Genomic DNA, 18,764 nt, shown 5'->3' with positions numbered 1-18,764 from the left:
CTTAGCGAGCTCGCTCTCATCACATCCGCCGCGGAGTACTGGATGCCCCCCGCCTGCGCGGGGCATGACAGCGGTGATTGTGGTTGCGACCGAAAGCCATCCCCTCAATTCCGAAACTGCTCCAAAAACGTCCGCCACAATGCCCGCAAGTTCCCTCATGCCCGCTCGCTTTATCGGCCGCCGATCTTACCTTAAAAGCCGATCTTACTTCAAAAGCCTGCATTCAGCGGCGGAGACCGAAAACTCACATGCGCGAATTGTTCGAAGAAGCAGCCGGCCAACCCCCGCCGGATCCGCGGGAATCGGCGCGTGCGTCCGCGCGGACGCCGCGGCGCAAGCGCTTCTACAAGGATGTGGGCATCGCCGAGGTCGAGGGCGGGTTCGCCATCACGCTCGACGGCAAGCCGATCCGTACGCCGTCTGCCCGCCAGGTGGTGATCCCCGCGCGGGCGCTGGCCGATGCCGTGGCCGCGGAATGGGCCGCGCAGCGCGAGGCGATCGATCCCGTGACCATGCCGCTGACGCGGATCGCCAACAGCGTGGTCGAGGGCGTGGTCGACCGCGTCGAGCTTGTCATCGATGACCTCGCAAAATATTTGGAGACCGATCTGCTGTTCTATCGCGCCGGCCACCCCGAGGGGCTGGTCGCCCGCGAGGCCGCGCATTGGGACCCCGTGCTGTTCTGGGCGGCGGAGGCGCTGGGGGCGCATTTCATCCTGTCCGAGGGGATCGTGCACGTGAGGCAGCCGGACGAGGCGCTCCGGGCCGCCCGCGCCGCGCTGCCGGGGGATGCCTGGTCGGTCGCCGCCCTCCACATCGTGACGACCCTGACCGGCTCGGCTCTGCTGGCGCTGGCGCTGGCCCGTGGCGTGCGTGACGCCGGCCAGGTCTGGGCCGCCGCCCATGTCGACGAGGACTGGAACACCGACCAGTGGGGCATGGACGAGGAGGCGGCCGCCCGTCGGGCCACGCGCTTGCGGGATTTCGAGGCCGCCTTCGCGGTGCTGGCGGCCGTGAACCCACCCGGGGCCAAAGGTCCTTAACGAGAGGTTTACGAGGGGACCTTAGGGTGGGAACAGCACGCCCTGGGCCCTGAGATGCCGACGCCGATAAGCTCGATCGTTCCCGTCAGTGCCGCCAGCCCCGTGGCTGATGCGGCGACGCCCGATCTTGTGCTGCAGGCCGGCAGCGTCGTCGATGCCAGGGTCGTCAGCGTGCTCGCCGACAATCTGGTGCGGATCGCGATCGCCAATCTGTCGATGGACGTGATGTCCGAGGTGTCGCTGACCCCAGGGCAAAATCTCCAGCTCGCGGTGTCGCAGAACGACGGCACGATTCGTCTCGCTGTGGTCAACGGAGCAGGCGAGGCGAGCGCCGATCAGGTCACGCTGACGCCGACTGCCGCCACGCTGGTCGACAGCCCATCGCTTGCGCCATCCGCGACGGCGGCCCGCAATCCCCTGACGCCGACCGAGCAGGTCGCCGTCACCGCAGCATCGGCCGAGGCCGTGACCAAGCAGGGCAGCCAGGCACCGCTGTTCGCCAATCTCGCCTCCGTCGTGACCGGTAGCGATCTGCCTGATGGCCTGAAGCAGGCCATGCTGGACGTACTGGCGCAACAGACGCCGCTCAACACCGCGCTCGGTGGCGACGATATCGAATCCGCCTTCCAGAAGTCCGGCCTGTTTCTCGAGGCCTCGCTTGCCGCAGGCACGATGCCGCCGTCAGGCGCGGTGCCCGACCTGAAGGCAGCGCTGCTGGTGCTGCGCCGGACGCTGGCCGCAACATCAGGCACGCTCGAGACCAGCGCGCCACCGACACAGGCGGTTGCTGTTGCGACGAACGCCGTCACTACTCCGCAGGCCGCAAGCTCGCCGCCTCAAGCTGCAGGCGAGGCCGTGCAAGCGCCGCTGCCTGACGCAGAGATAGCCCAATCGCTGCAAATGCAGCGCAACGCCAATGTTGCGGCCGCCGTGCTTGCCGACATGATCGACACATCGCAGGCAGCGTTGCCGCGGACGATCTCCGCAGGCCTTGCCGCGAGCCTGCTGCAAGAGGTCACGCAAAACCTGCCGCGTCTGATCGGGAATGTGCCGGGCGCCATCAAGGTCGTACCTGACGGCCACGTCTTCGAAGCGGCCGCGCGTATGACCACGCCACCGCCGTTCCGCGGCGCGTTGCCGTCGCCGCAAGCGGTCGCCTCGCCATCGCTCGCGCCGAATGCGCCGCTCGCCGCGACCGTGCGTCGCCTGCTTGACGACACCGATGCCGCGATCGCGCGGCAGACGCTGCTGCAAGTCGCCTCGCTGCCCGACCGGGCCGATGCCAGCGGCCATCGCATCGATCCGAGCGTGCCGCAATGGAATTTCGAGATTCCGTTTGCGACGGCGCAGGGCACCGCGATGGCGCAGTTCGAGATCTCGCGTGATGGCGGCAACGAGCAGGCCGATTCCGCCAAGCGCGCCTGGCGCGCACGCTTCACGCTCAATGTCGAGCCGAGCGGACCCGTGCACGCGCTGATCACGCTCAACGGTGACAAGACCCTCGTGCGGATGTGGGCCGAGCGGCCGGCGACGGCGCAGCAACTCCGCGCCGGAATCGGTGAGCTCAATCAGGCGTTGACCAAGGCCGAGCTCAAGCCCGGCGATATCGTCGTGCGCGACGGCACGCCGCCGCAAGCACCGCCGGCGCGTGCCGGGCATTTCCTGGATCGCGCCACATGAGCGAGGAGTCCAAGCTTGCAATCGCGCTGCACTACGAGAAGGGCAGCGGCGCGCCTGTTGTCGTCGCTAAGGGCAAGGGTACGATCGGCGCCAAGATCGTCGAGATCGCAAAAGCCCACGACATCCCGATCGAGGAGAACGAGATCCTGGCCGGCGCGCTCTCGAAGATCGAGCTCGGCGAGGAGATTCCGCCTGATCTTTATAAGGCCGTGGCTGAGGTTCTCGTATTCGTGCTGCGGCTGTCGGGGCGGGTGCGCTAGCGCATGAAGCTGGCGCGCATCTCTCCGCGCGTCATTGCGAGCGCAGCGAAGCAATCCAGAGTCCCTCCGCGGAAAGATTCTGGATTGCTTCGCTGCGCTCGCAATGACGGAGCATGTGGCCTCTATCCCAGCTTGAACAGAAGTGGGGTGCGCAAAGGCGCGTAGCGCTGTGCCCACCATGCCGCTGACGCAAGCGTGCCTTGCCGATATCGGCGCGATCTAGCTTAGCGGCGGCAGCGCTGGGCTAACGCCGTTCCAGCGCCAACGAAACGTTCGTGACGTTGGTGCCCTGCGGACGGATCGATACGGTTTGCCGTCCGCCGCGCGTTGTCAGGGACAGATTGGCGGAGAAGTTATCGCCCCGTGCGGCCGCGTCGACATGATCGCCGCTCGCGCGGCCCGAGATCGTGCCGGATGCGTTGCGGGTGGCTTCGCGCCACGACCCGGAAACGGCGCCGCCCTGATACTCGACGTCACCGGCGAGATCGAAATTGTAGCTCTCGCTCGCGCATCTCAGATTGAGGCCAAGCTGGGCGCTGCCGTTGCCGACATTGTAGGTTGCGCGGCAGCGCAGCCGCTCCTGCCCGCCGTCCGTCGTGCTCAATACTCCACTGCCAGACCATGAGCCGGCCATGGCGGCGAAGGGGGATGCGGCGCTGGCCGTACCAAAGGGGAGGCACAACGTCACCACAACTAACCCTGCTCGTGCGATAGTTGACCCAGACATCGCAGGATCTCCTGTCTCGATTGATGATCGTTTCAACGCGCGGAACCCGAAGCGGTTTCTCGGAGTTCCACGGAAGTCCGGCTGGATGGCGAGACGATTTGACCGCGCGGTCGATGCCCGGCTTCCCCCTGCGTACGTCGGAAGACCGGCGTCCGGCTACCCCAGCTTGAACAGCGCCTGGAGGAAATCGACCACCGCCTTGCGGGCCTCGGCAGCGGTCGCGGGGTTGCCGCCGACATGCGGGTTGAGCTCGAGGCAAGTGTCCTTGTAGGTGAAGGGCGCATTCGTATCGCCGTTCATCAGCACGCCGCTGTCGCCTTCCCTGATGTGGCAGTTGCGCACGGTCTGCGCGTTGGCCGACACCGTAACCGCGTTGACGCCGAGCAGGCCGCTGTCAAAGCCGTGCGCGCTGTCGGGGTATTCCGTGAGCACGACATCGCGCCCGGCCGCCTTGAGCCGGTCGACGAAGGCCTTGCAGCTCTTCACGGGATTATAATCGTCCGGTGTGCCGTGGAAGATGCGGATCGGGCGCGCCGCGACCTCGGTGTCGGTCTGATAGGTCGTCGAGCAATCCGGATAGAACGGAATGTAGGCCGCGAACTGCACGCCGGACTTGTTCCAGAGCTTGTTGAAGCGGTCGAGGCTCGCATACAGAGCCGCCTGTCCTCCGCGTGAAAAACCCATCAGCACGATGCGGTCAGGATCGACGCGGGGATGCTTCGCCAAAATCTCCAGCGAGTGGTAGATGTCGATGATCAGATTGAGCCGGCCGAGCAGGGCCTGGTTCGGCCCCGTCACCGTCAACCCGCGGCCGGTAAAACCATCGATCACGAAGGTCGAGATGCCCATGGCGTTGAATTCGTGCACCCAGGCTTCGGTGGTGGCGCCGACGCCGCTCGAGCCGTGCATCAGCACCACGACCGGCATCTTGCCTGACCCTTGCGCGACGCGAAATTCGCCCGCAACCGTGACCGGCTTGCCGGCCGCGGCATCGCCGCTGAGGAATTGCTGGTCGGAGAGGGTGAGGGACGGGATCGGGAAGATCTCGACTCTGGCAGCGGCTTCCTTGGGAAGCGATTGAGCGCCGGCGAGCCCGGCTGAAGCGCAGAGCGCGATGATGACCGCAGCGACGCGGAATGCCGTCGGCATCGGATCCTCCCAATGATTTCCGGGAAGTAGATCAACGGGAGTGCGCGCTGTCAATTTGCGCGCGAGCGCCTCAAGCCTTGTCGGCCGTCTTCTCTGCGGTCAGCGCCTGGTCGATGGCGAAGCCGCCGATCTCGCTCATCGCCTGTGAGATCACGTCGCCCTTCCGCGCAAAACCGCTGGAGAGATAGTCGAACTGGGTGCGCGCCAGCCGCAGCACCTCGATCGGCACGGATACGACGGTCTCGTTGAAGCTGTCGACGGAGGCGCGCAGCGTGTCGAGCTCGGTCGAGAGCTTGCCAATATGGCTTTCCGCATTTTGCATCAGGCCGATCAGCTTGCCGCGCTCGGCGTCGAACGTGGCCCGCTCGGCGGCTGCGACCGAGGTCACCTCGGCAAGCTGCGCCCGCAGTGCGGCGATCTGGCTGACCATGGCGTCGGAGGCGAGCTCGGCGGCCTCGCGCAGCTCGGCATGGCGCGTGTTCTCTTCCTGTTGCTGGTGATAGAGCCGCTCAGCCGTCATCGCCCGCTGCGCCAGCGACTCGATCAGGCTTGCCGCGCGCAGCAGCATCTCGCCGTTCCGCCCCGACACCATGCTGGCCATCCGCCGCAGGAAACCGGTGGTCTCGGACGCGCTGTTCGGAAGCAGGGGAACGACCGTGGCGGACATGAGGTGATGCTTGCAGCCGGACGTGATGACCGCCGCCGTACCGACTGAGCTCACGCAACATTCGGCGCCTGATCGAAAGGGGAGCAAGCCTGAATCGGCAGGCCCGGTCAACCGGCCAGCGGCGACAAAATGGCCGCCATCCCGCCGCTAAAGCGCGCAAGCCTCAGGCGTCTTTCTGCCGGCCGATCCGCCCGAGATGAGTGAAGCCGAAGCCGGCCGAATATTTCAGGCCATAGCCCAGCGCCCGGTCGATGCCGATATGGGCGAGCCAGATCAAGGCGATGGACAAGGTGAGGGGCGAGGCGAAGCCGAAGCCCAGCGTCATCAGCGTCACCGGCGCCATGTAGCTGTGGGCGGCGTTGTAGACCAGCGCGCCAAATCTGGCGTCGGACAGATAGGCCAGGAAGCTCAGATCTGGCACGAAAAACAGCAGGGCAAAGACCAGCCAGGAGCCGCCCCAGACCGCGTAAAGCATCACCATCCCTACGAACAGGGTCAGCCCCTCCACGCGGAGCAGGATGTTGACGCCGCCTGTCGCAGCCCCGGTCTCGGCAGCTTGCTCGTCCATGGTCGCCTCCCAGGCAAAACTTTGTAATTCCTTGCGCTTTCACGCTGCGGCAAGGCAGCCCTGCGGCGCCGAAAGCCGCTTTCCGGCTTACAAAATGCCGTGTTAGAACCCCCGGCAATCGCATTTAGGCCAAGAACTGGCGGGAGCAAATGAAGAATATCCTGGACGCCCTTGAAGACCGTCGTGCCGGCGCAAAGCTCGGCGGCGGCGAGAAGCGCATCGAGGCGCAGCACGCCCGCGGCAAGCTGACCGCGCGCGAGCGCATCGAGCTCTTGCTCGACAAGGGATCGTTCGAGGAGTTCGACATGTTCGTCGAGCACCGCTCCACCGAGTTCGGCATGGAGAAGAACAAGATCCCCGGCGACGGCGTCGTCACCGGCTGGGGCACCGTCAACGGCCGCAAGACTTTTGTGTTCGCGAAAGACTTCACCGTATTCGGGGGCTCGCTGTCCGAAACCCATGCGCTGAAGATCACGAAACTCCAGGACATGGCGATGAAGGCGCGGGCGCCCATCATCGGTCTCTATGACGCGGGTGGCGCGCGCATCCAGGAAGGCGTCGCCGCGCTTGCCGGCTATTCCTACGTGTTCCGCCGCAACGTGCTCGCCTCGGGCGTGATCCCTCAGATCTCCGTCATCATGGGCCCCTGCGCCGGCGGCGACGTCTATTCGCCGGCGATGACCGACTTCATCTTCATGGTGAAGAACACCAGTTACATGTTCGTCACCGGCCCCGACGTGGTGAAGACCGTGACCAACGAGGTCGTCACCGCCGAAGAGCTCGGCGGCGCCTCGGTGCACGCCACGCGCTCCTCGATCGCGGACGGCGCCTTCGAGAACGACGTCGAGACGCTGCTGCAGATGCGCCGGCTGATCGACTTCCTGCCGTCGAACAACACCGACGGCGTGCCGGAATGGCCGAGCTTTGACGACACCGCCCGTATCGACATGTCGCTCGATACGCTGATCCCCGACAATCCGAACAAGCCCTACGACATGAAGGAGTTGATCCTGAAGGTCGTGGACGAGGGCGACTTCTTCGAGATCGCGGACAGTTTTGCCAAGAACATCGTCACCGGCTTCGGCCGTATCGCAGGCCGCACCGTCGGCTTCGTCGCCAATCAGCCGATGGTGCTGGCCGGCGTGCTCGACAGCGATGCCTCGCGCAAGGCCGCGCGCTTCGTTCGCTTCTGCGACGCCTTCAACATCCCGATCGTCACCTTCGTCGACGTGCCGGGCTTTCTGCCGGGTACGAGCCAGGAATATGGCGGCCTGATCAAGCACGGCGCCAAGCTGCTGTTCGCCTACTCGCAGTGCACCGTGCCGCTGGTCACCATCATCACCCGCAAGGCCTATGGCGGCGCCTTCGACGTCATGGCCTCCAAAGAAATCGGCGCCGACATGAACTACGCCTGGCCGACCGCCCAGATCGCGGTGATGGGCGCCAAGGGCGCGGTCGAGATCATCTTCCGCTCAGACATCGGCGACCCCGACAAGATCGCCGCGCGCACCAAGGAATACGAAGACCGCTTCCTGTCACCCTTCATCGCCGCCGAGCGCGGCTACATCGACGACGTCATCATGCCGCACTCGACCCGGAAGCGGATCGCGCGGGCGCTGGCGATGCTCAGGGATAAGAAGGTGGAAACGCCGGCGAAGAAGCACGACAATCTGCCGTTGTGAGGGAAGCGTAGGGCGAGTTAGCGAAGTGTAACCCGCCAACTTATCTGAATGCGGCGGATTACGGCTGCGCCTAATCCGCCCTACCATCGGCATGCTCGATCCAATGACCGAAGACGATCCGACCGACGAAATCTCCGACATCGAAGCGCGGATCGAGGCACTCGCCGAGATCGCGGAACGCTGCCGGAAATACATCCTGGCGTCCAGGATCGCCATCGCCAGCGGTGCGGCTCTGCTGTTGATCACGATCCTAGGGGTGTTTGGATTTGGTCAAACCGCGGCGCTCGGCTCGATCGCCTTGATCCTCGGCGGCATCGTCTCGCTCGGCTCGAACGTCAGCACGTTGCGGCAGACGGATGACGCACTCCACGCCGCGGAAGCGCTTCGTGCGCAATTGATCGCCAGGATCGACCTTCACGTGGTCGAAGACGCGCCGCTCAAGCTGATGTGAGGCGCCGCTGCGCGCCAGCCGCGATCGTTTCACCTCGGACGGCCAATCGCCGGTTCGTGATGAAATGGGCTAACCGGGCACTATATTTCGTCTGCCGCAGCGAAATGCGCCATCTGATCCGCATGGGCCTTCGCGAAAGCGGGGCGGCCCGTTGCTCGCGCCACGTAGGCGCGGCAGGCAGGACTGTCCGACAGCCCGTCGAAGCGATCGACGAGGCGCAGCACGTCCGACATCAGGATGTCGGCGACGGAGAAGGACCCCGCCAGCCACTCGCGGCCCGCAAGCACCGGCTCGAGGTGCTTGAGCCGGTGGGCCCTCAGGAAGTCGTCGAAGAACTTCACGGCAGGCGAACCATCGTCGTTGCCGGTGAACTTGAAAAGCGACCAGGGCAGGCTTGCCATCTCCACGGAGTTGAGCGCTGCGAACAACCATTCCGTCGCCTCGTTGCGACCGCGGGGATCGGCGGGCATCAGCTTGGCGCTGCGCTCGCCGAGATGCAGCAGGATCGCGCCGCTCTCGAAGATGGAGAGGTCGCCGTCGGTCAGCCACGGCACCTGGCCGAACGGCTGGTGCGCGAAGTGCTCGGCGTCTCTGGCGCGGAACGGGACGCTCGCGACGCGATAGGGCAAGGCGGCTTCTTCCAGGGCCCAGCGCACGCGAAGGTCGCGCACGAAACCGCGCGGGGGCTCGGGAACCCAGTCGAAGGTGGTCAGGGTGAGGTCGGGCATGCCGTGTCTCCGTGGTGTCTTGGCATAGGACGGATGGAGCGGGCGCGTTCCGACAGCGTGAGACCGTTTTTCTCCGCAGGCAAAGACCGGTAGGGTGGGCAAAGGCGCAACTGCGCCGTGCCCACCATCTGTTGGCCGGTGTCAGAAGAGGTGGGCACGCTCCCGCTTTGCCCACCCTACGGGGGCACTGGGCTTTGCTTACTGCCCGAGCTTCGCCAGCTTGCCTTGCTTCGCCGCCTCCACCGCACGCTCCGCATCCTCCGGCAGCAATATCCGCTCCGCCACCTGCCTTGCCGCCTCACGCTTTACCGCCGCCACATACGCGCCGTCATCGGCATAGCGCTCCGCGATCGACAGCCTGGGATCGTGCACTTCCTTGCGCGCCGCTTCGGTCGGTGCGAACGGCACCACCGCGCCTTGCAATGGATAGAGTGCGGTTGGGCCGAATCCTGTCGCGCGCGGATTCCAGGCGGTGTAGGTCGCGCGCGGTACGGCGAGCGCGAGCTGGCGAATGCCCGCGATCGCCATGCCGTCATCGTCTGCCTTGGGCACGAACACGGGATAGCGGCCGATCTCCTTCGGCGGCAGCACGCTCTGGTCGGAGAAGGCGGCCAGCGTATGGATGCCGGCATAGGGCAGGCCGGGGATGTCCGTCGGCACCGCGCCTTGCGCGGCTACCAGCGTGCCGTGGGCGCGCATGGGGACGCGGCTTGCGGGCGGTTTTGTGCCGTCGCTGATCCATGCGTTGAGGTCGGTGAGCAGCGCGCGCATCGGCCCGCCCGCATGCATCGGATTCTGCGGCAGCGACATCGCGGGCAGGCCCTTGCGCATGACATCGCTGGGTTCGGCGAAATGCGGTGTGCCTGATATCATGTAGGCGCGGACATTGTCGGGGAGGTCGAGGTGATTGCCGGAGAGATCGGTGACCAGCAGCGAGGCGTGCGAGGCCCACCATTCGTGCTCGCTGTCGGTCTGCATCACCTTCGGGCAGGTCGCCGAGAGCGAGCAGCGGCGCAAGAGGCCGTCGGTCTTGCCGGAATAAGGATCGCTCAGTGTTGCGTAGGTGAAGGGGAAGAGGTCGGCCTGCCACGCCGGGTCTTGCATGTGGCGCGGGTTGCGGCCGGGCAGGCCGAAGCGGACATTGGTCGCCATCCGCCGCGTGCCGGCGACATGCGGCATCAGTCCATCAAACACCATGCGCCCCTGGAGATCCTCGTTGAAGCCGAGATAAACGAAGTCGCGCAGGAAGCGGCCGGATTGCGAGACGCCAAAACCGATGGCGCGGCTGACCGACGGATGCAGGCCGTCGAGCAGCGGGTTGGCCTGCGTCTCGTCGTGGCGAAGGAAGCTGACGACGTCGCGCACGGCGGCATAGCCCATGCCGAGCGGCACCGGATCGTGCGCGGTGTAGGTGATCTCGTAGAGCGCGCCGGCGTCAAAGCCGTCGGGCCGGGAGATCTCCAGCGTGGAGGGATCAATAAGCTTGGCGGAGAGGCCGGGCGGCGTCTGCCGCGGATCGGCCCAGGCGGCGCGCACAGTGACCTTGAGGTTGGCTGCATCCGCAGCGGGCCAGGTCAGCGTCGCGCGCACCGGGCTGGTCGTGTTGTCGAACACGACTTCTTCGCGCGCGGGGCCGGTGACGCCCTTGAGCACCGGTGCGGCCATCGCGAGTTGTCCCGGCTTGGAGAGGATGTCGCCCTGCCAGCCGACCCAGAGCATCGTGTAGCCTTGCCGGTGCAGGAAGCCGATGCCGGCATCCTCGGTCTTGTCCGCATTGTTGGCGCCGGGCTGGGCGGAATCGTCGAACAATTGCGGCGCGAGCTTTCTGCCACGATTGGGCACGTCCAGCAGCAGCGTGCCGTTGCCGTGGGTCGGATCGGTCGGACGCAGGATCACGACGTCGGCGGTGGCCTCGACCTTGCCGTCGGCGTTGCGCGGAGCGAGTGCGAGATCGGTGATGACGGCATTGCGGTCGTCGGCCGGGTTCAGCGCGAAGGTCGCGCGCGCGGTGATGCGCTCATAGGTGCCGACGCTGCCAAAGCTGCGCCCCGAGAAGGCGGGCACGCGTTCCGTGATGTCGAAGCGGACGATCTCGGCGCGCGCAGCGAGGGGGAAGACGCTGGCGATCGCGATGATGCCCGTGATGATCCTGCGCATGGCCGGTCCTTCCCCGATGTCGCGCGCTCTTCATGTTCCGTCGCGCGGGCTTTTTGTTGCCGGCACTATAACCAGCTATGCTCTGGCCAAACAACAGGAGGAAATCCGATGCCCGCCGCCGACTTCGTCGTCCGCGCCATTGTCGCCGATGCCAGCAAGCGCGCCGCCTTCGTCACATTGAAGCGTTCGCGCGAGACGCTGGTGCTGGCGCAGGAATTTGCGAAGTAGGACGCGCTCCCGTCGCCTTTGCAATGAACCTGAACGCGCGATTCAGCAGCAGTTCATGTCGCGAGCCCGACACTTCCTTTGCATCACTTGATCGACCAAGCGGAGGACATGTCATGGAGCGCCGGAGTTTTTTGAAGCTAGCTTTGAGTGTCGCGGCCGGTGCCGCCACGTTCACGGCCGCCGCACAGGCGGCGCCATTGGCGCCCCAAATGCTCGGTGATCCCCGCATGCCGCAAGGCAATCCGGACGCTCATCCTGCCGTCACCAGCAGCGAGGAAGCAGCCCAACTCAAGCCGGAGCAGGTGCGCTGGGGCCACGGCCACTGGCATCACCGGCACTGGGGCTGGCGCCATCGTCATTGGGGCTGGCGCCGTCGCTGGCACCGCCGCCACTGGCGTCGCTGGTAACGCCGCGCCTGGACTGAAAAAGGGGATCGCGATTGCGATCCCCTTTTTGCTATGGGCGAATTGCTATGGGCCAAGCCTCTCAACAAAAAAGGCCGCGCAGCTTTCGCCGCGCGGCCATTTCGCAAGTGCGAGAGATCAGAATGGGCGGCAGCGACCGGCGTACCAGCGGAAGCCATAGGGGCACACGCGCGGACGCACGACGACGACCGGCGGAGCGACTACGACCGGGCCCGGGGCTACGACGACCGGGCCGCGCATCGGACGGCAGCCGCCATAGGGACCGCGGTACCAGCCTGGGCCGCAACCACCGGCGGCACTGGCCGCCTCGCTGAAGCCGACGACCGCGCTGGCGAGCATCACGGCGGCAAACAGATATTTCATTTGATCTTCCTTCTCGTCCTTCGGGGCAAGTTTATGGGGGTAGATTGTAGGGTTTGCGCGCTTGTGGCGCACAATGAATCAAAAGATACGATTCGACATGTTAATTTTTGCGACATGTCGGCACGGCGCGATCCAAACCTGCCAATCATGACCTGAATGCGGCATGAATATTCGCTGCGTACGGCCTTGCGCGACATGAATGGCGCTAGCTAGCGGCCGAGAAAGCCCAGCACCAACTCCCGGTACTTCTCCGGCGCCTCCAGGAAGACGAGGTGGCCCGTGTCCGGAATGACTTCAGCCCGCGCGTTCGGCATCTTCGCCGCGAACGCTTTTGCCAGCTCGGCGTTCTGCCCCATCTTCGGCCGCAGCGCCTCCGGTGCGTTGGGCCGGCCCGGTGCGTTGTGGTCATCGGCGCCCATGATGAACAGCGTCGGCTCGGTAATCAGCGGAATCTCGTGCGCGACCGGCTCGCGATAGATCATCTGGCCCGAAGAGACGAAGGCGCGCAGCCAGCGCGGATAATCCGGGCTGCCCTTGATATTGAAGCGGGCGTCGATGAACGGCGTGATCGCATCGCCCGGCAGCTTGATCGCGTAATTGGTCTGGAGCTGTTTTCGATAGCCGTCGGCGGTAAGCTTGTCCTCGGTCTCGATCATCTTCTCGGTCGGCGTCGGCGGCACGTAGAGGCGGTAGTCTTCCAGCCCGATCGGCGCGGTCAGCACCAGATGGGCGACGCGATCAGGATAGGCGCGGGCGATGCGCACGCCCAGCATGCCGCCGAGCGAATGGGCGACGACATCTGCCTTGTTGATCTCCAAGTGATCGAGCAGCGCAATGGTGTTGCGCGCCAGCGTGTCGAAATGCAGCTCGCCCACAGGCTTGGATGATTTGCCGAAGCCGACCTGGTCCGGCACCACGACGCGATAACCGGCGTCGTTGAGCATCTTGATGACAGACGCCCAATAGCTCGACGGAAAATTGCGCCCGTGCAGCAGCACCACGGTGCGGCCGTTCGGCTGCGCCGGCGCTACGTCCATATAGGCCATGCTGAGCTGCTCGCCGTCATTGACGACCGGAAGCAGGTGCACGGGATAGGGATAGGCAAAGCCTTCGAGCGCGATGCCGTAGGGCTCGCGTTGGGGCGTGTCGGCCGCGCGGGTGGCGAGTGGGAAAGCGAGCAGGGTGGCGGCGAGGACGGCCGGGAGGATGCGGATCATGGAGGTCTCTGACGGTCACGGAATGACCATTCGCATAAGCGCGTGCATGGCCGGGTCAAGCCCGGCCATCATGAGAGTGGAAGCTCACACGCAATTGTGTGCGTGATCACTCCTTCTCGCCGCCGAACAGCGCCGCAAACTGCTTCTCGCCGGTGCGGGTAAAATTCACCACGCGGCTGCCGGGCGTGGCGTCGCGCGCGGCCCATTTCAGCTCGGCGAAACGCTGCATGATCGCGGCACCTAGTGTGCCGGCGAGATGGTGACGCCGCTCGCTCCAGTCGAGGCAGGCTTTGCACACCGGGCGGCGCGGATGGCTGAGCATATCGGTCGAGATCTGCAAATTCTTGGCGAGGAAGCGCTCGCCCTCGGCGGTCAGCTCGATCTCCTGCTTCTTCTGCTTGACCAGGTTTCGCGTGCGCAGGCTATCCAGCATCTGCACGCCGAGATCGCCGGCAAGGTGGTCGTAGCAGATCCGCGCGCGCCGCAGCGCCGGATCCTTCGGCCCGGTGCGCACCCGCATGTGCCCGGTGCGCGCCGCAAGGCCGGCAAGGCCTTCGAGCACGCCGGCGACGTCGTCGTCGGTGAGGCGGTAGTAACGGTGGCGGCCCTGCTTCTCCGGCTCGACCAGCCTGCCGGCCTCGAGCTTTGAAAGATGCGAGCTCGCGGTCTGCGGCGTGATGCCGGCCTCCTGCGCGAGCTCGCTTGCGGTGAGCGCGCGGCCGTTCATCAGCGCCGTGAGCATGTTGGCGCGGGCGGGATCGCCGACCAGCGCGGCGACCATGGCGATGTCGGGGCCTGATTTCATGCTTCGATGATAGCCGAAGCATTGCGGTCGGGCAAGGGCGTAGCTTTTCACCAACTCGTCATTGCGAGGCGCGCAGCGACGAAGCAATCCAGACTGTCCCTGCAGAGGGATTCCTGGATTGCTTCGCTGCGCTCGCAATGACGGAGGAAACATCAGGAGAGCCCCACATGTCCGTCACCGTCTTCATCCGCTACCAGCTCGATCCGTTCAAGCGCGCGCAGTTCGAGGAGTACTCGAAACGCTGGCTCACCATCATCCCGAAATGCGGCGGCGACCTGATCGGCTACTTCATGCCGCATGAGGGCACCAACAATATCGCGTTCGCGCTGATCAGCTTCGAGAGTCTCGCAGCTTATGAGGCCTATCGTGCGCGGCTGCGGCAGGATGCCGATGGCATGGCGAACTTCCATTTTGCCGAGGACAACAAATTCATCCTCGCGGAAGAGCGCACCTTCCTGCGCAAGGTGGTAGTGTAGGCCATCAACGATAAGGAGCCGCCCATGATCGCCGTGATCTTCGAAGTCTGGCCCAAGCCGGAACATCGCCAGGACTACTTCGACCTCGCGGCCGATCTGAAGCCGATCCTGCAAACCATCGACGGCTTCATCTCGGTCGAGCGCTTCGAAAGCCTGACCGAGAACGGCAAGGTCCTGTCGCTGTCATTCTGGCGGGATGAGGTCGCGGTGCAAGCCTGGCGCAACACGATGGAGCACCGCCGTACGCAGGCCAAGGGCAGGGCGCAGATTTTCGCCGACTATCATCTGCGCATTGCCAGCGTCATCCGCGACTACGGCATGAATGATCGCGCGCAGGCGCCAAAGGACAGCCGCACCGTGCACGACGCGCACTAGCGCTCGTGGGCGCGTGTGCCTATCTCTGCGCGGCCAACAAGGGAGAGAAACATGCATGTGACAACTGCTGACAAGCGCGCGAATTTCAGGAAGATGCACGAGAGCGGCTGCTTCATCCTGCCCAATCCGGTCGATGTCGGCGGCGCCAAGGCGTTGCAGCATCTCGGTTTCAAGGCAATCGCGTCGTCGAGCGCAGGCTTTGCCTGGACCATCGGCAAGGCCGACAACCGCGTCACCGTCGAGGACGTCTGTCAACATCTGGCGGCATTGAGTTCCTCCGTCGACATTCCCGTGAATGCGGATTTCGAGGGCGGTTTTGCGGTCGAGCCGGACAAGGTCGCGGACAATGTCGCGCGCGGCGTGCGCACCGGTGTCGCGGGCCTGTCGATCGAGGATTCCACCGGCGACAAGGACAAGCCGATCTATGATCGCGCACTTGCGATCGAGCGTATCAAGGCTTCGCGCAAGGCAATCGGCGACAGCGGCACGCTGCTGGTCGGCCGTTGCGAAGCGTTCTTATGGGGCGTGACCGATCTCAAGCTCGTCATCGATCGACTCACGGCCTATGCAGATGCCGGCGCCGACTGTCTTTACGCGCCGGGTCTGAAGACGCGCGAGGACATCGCAGCAGTGGTGAAGGCTGTCGCACCAAAACCTTTCAACCTGCTGATCGGCGGCTCCGGCCTGTCGTTGCAGGAAGCCGAGGATCTCGGCGTCCGGCGCATCAGCGTCGGCGGTTCGCTCGCCCGCGCCGCCTGGGGCGGGTTCATGCGCGCCGCAAAGGAGATGGCGGAGAAGGGGACGTTTGCCGAGCTCGCAACCGGTTATCCCGGCGGCGAGTTGAACAAGATGTTCAGCTAGGTAGAAACAAACAGCGGCGGGATGTTGTGTCCCGCCGCTCTCGCGTTCGCTCGACGTCATGCCCGCGAAGGCGGGGCATCCAGTAAGCCGAGGCCTATCGATCAATCGCTGCCGTCTCGGAGTACCGGATCGCCCGGTCAAGCCGGGCGATGACAGTGGTGCATTACTTGGCGCCGTCCGACGGTGCCTGAGTATCCGGGGCCGGCTTGCTTGGCGCCGCACCGGTGGTCACGCCCGGCGCGGTGTTGTTGCGCGGGGTCGCGTCACGCATGCCAGGAGGCGCAGCCGGGTTGGTCGGCGGCGCCTGCTGTGCGGTCTGGTTTGCCGGCGCGTTACTCGCCTGGTTACTGGTGCTGGTATTATTCAGCCCGTAGAACACGGCGCCCAGTATCAAGGCGACGGCCACGGCAAACAGGGCAACCTTGCCGCTGGAGGCGGGGCCCTCGCCAAGCTCGGGATCGGCCTGCAGGTCGGCGTCCCGGCGTGCCGCGCGAAGATACTCATCGTCGGCGAAGTTCGGGCGATACGGATCGTTGGGAAAACGGTCGTCAGCCATCGATTGGGTCTCCTCGATTATTGCGGCGAGACAACCCGGAGATGCGAGATTCTGTTCCGCGTCCCTTTATGCTTTCGTCGTATGTTGCCTCGCATCGGGAATCAGGAACCTGTTCATCCGGGAACCCCGACATAGGTTCCACTGCGGGACTGAGGGAACAAAGCGATGTGGAGCCTGCCGCCGAGCGATACCGTGCTGCATTTCCTCTCCTTGGTCGCGGTCGCCGCGCAGGCCATGACGGCTGCACTCTCGGCTGGCCGCCGCAGCATGGATTGGTTAGGTGTCTGCTTCCTCGGCTGCATCACCGCGCTCGGTGGCGGCACGCTGCGCGATCTCTTTCTCGGGCATTATCCGCTGGCCTGGGTGCAAAACCCGATCTATCTCGCGCTGGCCGGCAGCGCCGCCTTCGTCACCATCCTGTTCGCCCGGCTTGTGCACCGGTTCAAGCTCGCCTTCATCGTGCTCGATGCCATCGGCCTCGTCGTCTTCACCATGACCGGCTGCGACATCGCCTGGCAGATCGATGCTTCGCTGCCGATCGTCATCGTCTCCGGCATGGTGACGGGCTGCGCCGGCGGGGTGTTGCGCGACGTGCTCTGCAATGACGTGCCGCTGCTGTTCCGCTCGGAGCTCTACGCCAGCGTCTCGGTGGTGACGGGGCTGTTCTATGCCACCGCTTTCGGCCTCAATCTCAACGCCGAGCTCTGGACCATTTTGACCTTCGTGCTGGGCATCAGCTTTCGCCTGCTCGCGGTGCGCTACAAATGGGATATGCCGAAATTCGCGTTCACGGGCGATGAGGAGTGAGGCTCTATTCACCGCTCTATCCACGTCTTTGCGAGCGCAGCGAAGCAATCCAGACCGCCGCCGCGCAAAGATTCTGGATTGCTTCGCTGCGCTCGCAATGACGGAGGAGAGCTACGGCTGCTGTCCGCGTGCCTTGGCCACTTGTGCGGGCGTCACCAGCGGGCCGGCATTGCCCCAGGAATTGCGGATGTAGTTCGTCACCGCCGCGATCTCGTCGTCGGACAATTGCCTGGCGTAGCCTGGCATCTCGCCGGTGTTCGGCGCCCGCGGCGTTGTCACGGTGTGGGCGCCGTCGAGGATGATGCGCAGGGTGGAGGACGGGTTGATCGATTGCAGCAGCGCGTTGGCCGGCAGCGGCGGGTAGATCCGCGGCGCGCCGGAGCCGTCGGCTTCATGGCAGGCGATGCAGAGTTTCGCGTAGATGGCCTGGCCGGCTTTCATCTCGGCCTCATCCGGCGGCGTCACCTTCGGCTCGCGGCGTACCGGCGGCAGGTCCTTCAGATACGCTGCCATGGCGCGCACATCGGCATCGCTCATCTTCGAGGTCGAATTGACGATCACTTCCGCCATCGGCCCGTCGGCGTGGCTCCTCGCGTTGCGGCCGCTCTGCAGATATTCGGTGATGTCGTCCGCACTCCACGATTGCAGGCCGGTGCGGGCGGCGCCATCGAGGCGCGGCGCGTACCAGCCGCCGAGCTCGCTGCCCGCCAGCGCCTGCACGGTCTTGTCCGCGCCAAAATAGTTCTTCGGCGTGTGGCAGGCGCCGCAATGGCCAAGCCCGGTGACGAGATAGCCGCCCCTGTTCCACATAGCGCTCTTGCTCTGGTCGGGTTCGAACAGGCCGGGTGTGAAGAACAGCAAATTCCAGGCCCGCATCAAGCCGCGATAGCCGAACGGCCAGCGCAGCTCCGGCGGCTTGTTGCGGCTGGCGACCGGCGCGAGGGTGCCGAGATAGGCCCGGATCGCCAGCGTATCGTCCTTGGTCATCCTGGTGAAGTAGGGGTAGGGGAAGGCCGGGTAGTAAAGCGAGCCGTCCGGCGCGATGCCGTAGCGCACGGCGCGGGTGAAATCGGCATCCTGCCAGGCGCCGATCCCGGTGTCGCGGTCCGGCGTCAGGTTCGGCGCATAGATCGCGCCGAAAGGCGTGTCGATGCGCTTGCCGCCCGCAAACGGCTTGGCGGGATCGGCGGTATGACAGCCGGCGCAGTTGCCGGCCTCGACCAATGTCTTGCCGTAGGCGATCAGCTCGGGCGATGGCTCAGCGGCAACGGCTGCACCCGCAACCGCACTGCACAAGACCAGGCCAACCAGAATCCTCCGCATCGTCGACCCTTCTTGCTGCGACTCATCAGCCCATTCGCATCATACGGGCGGCACGTCGTTTCGCGACGCCGGGCTATGGTGACACAAACTGAAAATCGCCATGCCTTTCCGGCCACGAAATTGCGTTTTTTTCCCGTCGCCGCCGAAGGCCCAGATTTGTGATGCGCCGCGTCAAATATCCGACATAGAGTGGCGGCGGTGGTCGGCGCGCCCTAG

Annotated in this window: 21 protein-coding genes; 10 read left to right on the top strand and 11 right to left on the bottom strand. The window is 65.1% G+C overall.

Annotated elements, in window-relative coordinates; genetic code table 11:
* Positions 1-248 precede the first annotated feature (248 nt).
* From ABID58_RS30845 to ABID58_RS30835, 3 genes are read left to right on the top strand one after another with little or no spacing between them, the layout of a single operon-like run.
* On the top strand, positions 249-1,043 hold the full coding sequence (locus ABID58_RS30845; RefSeq protein ID WP_354036629.1) for an ATP12 family chaperone protein: 795 nt from the start codon (positions 249-251) through the stop codon (positions 1,041-1,043).
* 54 nt (positions 1,044-1,097) lie between these two features.
* On the top strand, positions 1,098-2,723 hold the full coding sequence (fliK, locus tag ABID58_RS30840) for a flagellar hook-length control protein FliK (protein WP_354036628.1): 1,626 nt from the start codon (positions 1,098-1,100) through the stop codon (positions 2,721-2,723).
* Positions 2,720-2,983: an EscU/YscU/HrcU family type III secretion system export apparatus switch protein gene (locus tag ABID58_RS30835; RefSeq protein WP_148750359.1), complete on the top strand. Its 264-nt coding sequence runs from the start codon at positions 2,720-2,722 to the stop codon at positions 2,981-2,983. The genes fliK and ABID58_RS30835 overlap by 4 nt, the downstream gene beginning before the upstream one ends.
* Before the next feature lie 244 nt (positions 2,984-3,227).
* On the opposite strand, the gene ABID58_RS30830 is transcribed toward ABID58_RS30835, so the two are convergent.
* The 4 genes from ABID58_RS30830 to ABID58_RS30815 all read right to left on the bottom strand — a co-directional run bounded on the left by ABID58_RS30830 (position 3,228) and on the right by ABID58_RS30815 (position 6,094).
* Positions 3,228-3,587 carry a hypothetical protein gene (locus tag ABID58_RS30830; protein WP_354036626.1) on the bottom strand — a complete coding sequence of 120 codons (360 nt, stop codon included), beginning with the start codon at positions 3,585-3,587 and terminating at the stop codon, positions 3,228-3,230.
* A gap of 279 nt (positions 3,588-3,866) precedes the next feature.
* Positions 3,867-4,859, bottom strand: a complete 993-nt coding sequence (locus ABID58_RS30825; protein ID WP_354036624.1) for a dienelactone hydrolase family protein — start codon at positions 4,857-4,859, stop codon at positions 3,867-3,869.
* A 70-nt stretch (positions 4,860-4,929) separates the two neighbouring features.
* On the bottom strand, positions 4,930-5,526 hold the full coding sequence (locus ABID58_RS30820; RefSeq protein ID WP_354036659.1) for a hypothetical protein: 597 nt from the start codon (positions 5,524-5,526) through the stop codon (positions 4,930-4,932).
* Between the two features lie 163 nt (positions 5,527-5,689).
* Positions 5,690-6,094, bottom strand: a complete 405-nt coding sequence (locus tag ABID58_RS30815; RefSeq protein ID WP_148750363.1) for a DUF4260 domain-containing protein — start codon at positions 6,092-6,094, stop codon at positions 5,690-5,692.
* A 149-nt stretch (positions 6,095-6,243) separates the two neighbouring features.
* Between ABID58_RS30815 and ABID58_RS30810 the strand changes: the two genes are divergently transcribed.
* Both ABID58_RS30810 and ABID58_RS30805 read left to right on the top strand, forming a co-directional pair.
* The gene (locus tag ABID58_RS30810) at positions 6,244-7,776 is read left to right on the top strand and encodes an acyl-CoA carboxylase subunit beta (protein WP_354036623.1); all 1,533 of its coding nucleotides are present in this window, start codon (positions 6,244-6,246) and stop codon (positions 7,774-7,776) included.
* 103 nt (positions 7,777-7,879) lie between these two features.
* A complete protein-coding gene (locus ABID58_RS30805) occupies positions 7,880-8,227 on the top strand; it encodes a hypothetical protein (protein ID WP_354036622.1) in 348 nt (115 codons plus the stop codon).
* Between the two features lie 80 nt (positions 8,228-8,307).
* Here ABID58_RS30805 and ABID58_RS30800 read toward each other — a convergent pair whose 3' ends face one another.
* Entirely contained in the window at positions 8,308-8,955 is a 648-nt protein-coding gene (locus tag ABID58_RS30800; RefSeq protein WP_354036621.1) for a glutathione S-transferase family protein, read from the bottom strand.
* Between the two features lie 198 nt (positions 8,956-9,153).
* A complete protein-coding gene (locus ABID58_RS30795; RefSeq protein ID WP_354036620.1) occupies positions 9,154-11,112 on the bottom strand; it encodes an alpha/beta hydrolase domain-containing protein in 1,959 nt (652 codons plus the stop codon).
* A gap of 341 nt (positions 11,113-11,453) precedes the next feature.
* Between ABID58_RS30795 and ABID58_RS30790 the strand changes: the two genes are divergently transcribed.
* Positions 11,454-11,747, top strand: a complete 294-nt coding sequence (locus tag ABID58_RS30790; protein ID WP_148750435.1) for a twin-arginine translocation signal domain-containing protein — start codon at positions 11,454-11,456, stop codon at positions 11,745-11,747.
* 135 nt (positions 11,748-11,882) lie between these two features.
* Here the strand turns inward: ABID58_RS30790 and ABID58_RS30785 are convergent, their stop codons facing one another.
* The 3 genes from ABID58_RS30785 to ABID58_RS30775 form a co-directional block, all read right to left on the bottom strand.
* On the bottom strand, positions 11,883-12,128 hold the full coding sequence (locus ABID58_RS30785; protein ID WP_128966804.1) for a GCG_CRPN prefix-to-repeats domain-containing protein: 246 nt from the start codon (positions 12,126-12,128) through the stop codon (positions 11,883-11,885).
* 209 nt (positions 12,129-12,337) lie between these two features.
* Positions 12,338-13,345 (bottom strand): alpha/beta fold hydrolase, encoded by a 1,008-nt coding sequence (locus ABID58_RS30780; RefSeq protein WP_354036618.1) that lies wholly within the window; start codon positions 13,343-13,345, stop codon positions 12,338-12,340.
* Positions 13,346-13,451: 106 nt separating this feature from the next.
* Positions 13,452-14,150, bottom strand: a complete 699-nt coding sequence (locus ABID58_RS30775) for an ArsR/SmtB family transcription factor (RefSeq protein ID WP_187434741.1) — start codon at positions 14,148-14,150, stop codon at positions 13,452-13,454.
* Positions 14,151-14,317: 167 nt separating this feature from the next.
* On the opposite strand from ABID58_RS30775, the gene ABID58_RS30770 reads away from it, so the two are divergent.
* The 3 genes from ABID58_RS30770 to ABID58_RS30760 are packed head-to-tail and all read left to right on the top strand — an operon-like array spanning position 14,318 to position 15,862.
* Positions 14,318-14,626, top strand: coding sequence for an NIPSNAP family protein (locus tag ABID58_RS30770; RefSeq protein ID WP_209959875.1), 309 nt, complete (start codon positions 14,318-14,320; stop codon positions 14,624-14,626).
* 24 nt (positions 14,627-14,650) lie between these two features.
* On the top strand, positions 14,651-15,001 hold the full coding sequence (locus tag ABID58_RS30765; protein WP_354036616.1) for an antibiotic biosynthesis monooxygenase family protein: 351 nt from the start codon (positions 14,651-14,653) through the stop codon (positions 14,999-15,001).
* 51 nt (positions 15,002-15,052) lie between these two features.
* Positions 15,053-15,862 carry an isocitrate lyase/PEP mutase family protein gene (locus ABID58_RS30760; protein WP_354036614.1) on the top strand — a complete coding sequence of 270 codons (810 nt, stop codon included), beginning with the start codon at positions 15,053-15,055 and terminating at the stop codon, positions 15,860-15,862.
* A gap of 163 nt (positions 15,863-16,025) precedes the next feature.
* Here the strand turns inward: ABID58_RS30760 and ABID58_RS30755 are convergent, their stop codons facing one another.
* Positions 16,026-16,418 carry a hypothetical protein gene (locus ABID58_RS30755; protein ID WP_148750373.1) on the bottom strand — a complete coding sequence of 131 codons (393 nt, stop codon included), beginning with the start codon at positions 16,416-16,418 and terminating at the stop codon, positions 16,026-16,028.
* A 165-nt stretch (positions 16,419-16,583) separates the two neighbouring features.
* Between ABID58_RS30755 and ABID58_RS30750 the strand changes: the two genes are divergently transcribed.
* Complete coding sequence (locus ABID58_RS30750) at positions 16,584-17,225, top strand: trimeric intracellular cation channel family protein (RefSeq protein ID WP_354036612.1); 642 nt, start codon at positions 16,584-16,586, stop codon at positions 17,223-17,225.
* Between the two features lie 111 nt (positions 17,226-17,336).
* On the opposite strand, the gene ABID58_RS30745 is transcribed toward ABID58_RS30750, so the two are convergent.
* On the bottom strand, positions 17,337-18,548 hold the full coding sequence (locus ABID58_RS30745; protein ID WP_354036611.1) for a cytochrome c: 1,212 nt from the start codon (positions 18,546-18,548) through the stop codon (positions 17,337-17,339).
* Positions 18,549-18,764: the final 216 nt, after the last annotated feature.

Source organism: Bradyrhizobium sp. S3.2.6, from assembly GCF_040546885.1.
In the GTDB taxonomy this organism is placed as follows: Bacteria; Pseudomonadota; Alphaproteobacteria; order Rhizobiales; family Xanthobacteraceae; genus Bradyrhizobium; species Bradyrhizobium cytisi.
The sequence above is the reverse complement of the archived record's forward strand: the minus strand, read 5'-3'. Positions and strand labels throughout refer to the sequence as shown.

Bases quoted from the DNA above. Each gene is read 5' to 3' on its own strand.
- ABID58_RS30845 (WP_354036629.1), top strand. From the start codon at position 249: ATGCGCGAATTGTTCGAAGAAGCAGCCGGCCAACCCCCGCCGGATCCG.
- fliK (WP_354036628.1), top strand. From the start codon at position 1,098: ATGCCGACGCCGATAAGCTCGATCGTTCCCGTCAGTGCCGCCAGCCCC.
- ABID58_RS30835 (WP_148750359.1), top strand. From the start codon at position 2,720: ATGAGCGAGGAGTCCAAGCTTGCAATCGCGCTGCACTACGAGAAGGGC.
- ABID58_RS30825 (WP_354036624.1), bottom strand. From the start codon at position 4,859: ATGCCGACGGCATTCCGCGTCGCTGCGGTCATCATCGCGCTCTGCGCT.
- ABID58_RS30820 (WP_354036659.1), bottom strand. From the start codon at position 5,526: ATGTCCGCCACGGTCGTTCCCCTGCTTCCGAACAGCGCGTCCGAGACC.
- ABID58_RS30815 (WP_148750363.1), bottom strand. From the start codon at position 6,094: ATGGACGAGCAAGCTGCCGAGACCGGGGCTGCGACAGGCGGCGTCAAC.
- ABID58_RS30810 (WP_354036623.1), top strand. From the start codon at position 6,244: ATGAAGAATATCCTGGACGCCCTTGAAGACCGTCGTGCCGGCGCAAAG.
- ABID58_RS30805 (WP_354036622.1), top strand. From the start codon at position 7,880: ATGACCGAAGACGATCCGACCGACGAAATCTCCGACATCGAAGCGCGG.
- ABID58_RS30800 (WP_354036621.1), bottom strand. From the start codon at position 8,955: ATGCCCGACCTCACCCTGACCACCTTCGACTGGGTTCCCGAGCCCCCG.
- ABID58_RS30795 (WP_354036620.1), bottom strand. From the start codon at position 11,112: ATGCGCAGGATCATCACGGGCATCATCGCGATCGCCAGCGTCTTCCCC.
- ABID58_RS30790 (WP_148750435.1), top strand. From the start codon at position 11,454: ATGGAGCGCCGGAGTTTTTTGAAGCTAGCTTTGAGTGTCGCGGCCGGT.
- ABID58_RS30785 (WP_128966804.1), bottom strand. From the start codon at position 12,128: ATGAAATATCTGTTTGCCGCCGTGATGCTCGCCAGCGCGGTCGTCGGC.
- ABID58_RS30780 (WP_354036618.1), bottom strand. From the start codon at position 13,345: ATGATCCGCATCCTCCCGGCCGTCCTCGCCGCCACCCTGCTCGCTTTC.
- ABID58_RS30775 (WP_187434741.1), bottom strand. From the start codon at position 14,150: ATGAAATCAGGCCCCGACATCGCCATGGTCGCCGCGCTGGTCGGCGAT.
- ABID58_RS30770 (WP_209959875.1), top strand. From the start codon at position 14,318: ATGTCCGTCACCGTCTTCATCCGCTACCAGCTCGATCCGTTCAAGCGC.
- ABID58_RS30765 (WP_354036616.1), top strand. From the start codon at position 14,651: ATGATCGCCGTGATCTTCGAAGTCTGGCCCAAGCCGGAACATCGCCAG.
- ABID58_RS30760 (WP_354036614.1), top strand. From the start codon at position 15,053: ATGCATGTGACAACTGCTGACAAGCGCGCGAATTTCAGGAAGATGCAC.
- ABID58_RS30755 (WP_148750373.1), bottom strand. From the start codon at position 16,418: ATGGCTGACGACCGTTTTCCCAACGATCCGTATCGCCCGAACTTCGCC.
- ABID58_RS30750 (WP_354036612.1), top strand. From the start codon at position 16,584: ATGTGGAGCCTGCCGCCGAGCGATACCGTGCTGCATTTCCTCTCCTTG.
- ABID58_RS30745 (WP_354036611.1), bottom strand. From the start codon at position 18,548: ATGCGGAGGATTCTGGTTGGCCTGGTCTTGTGCAGTGCGGTTGCGGGT.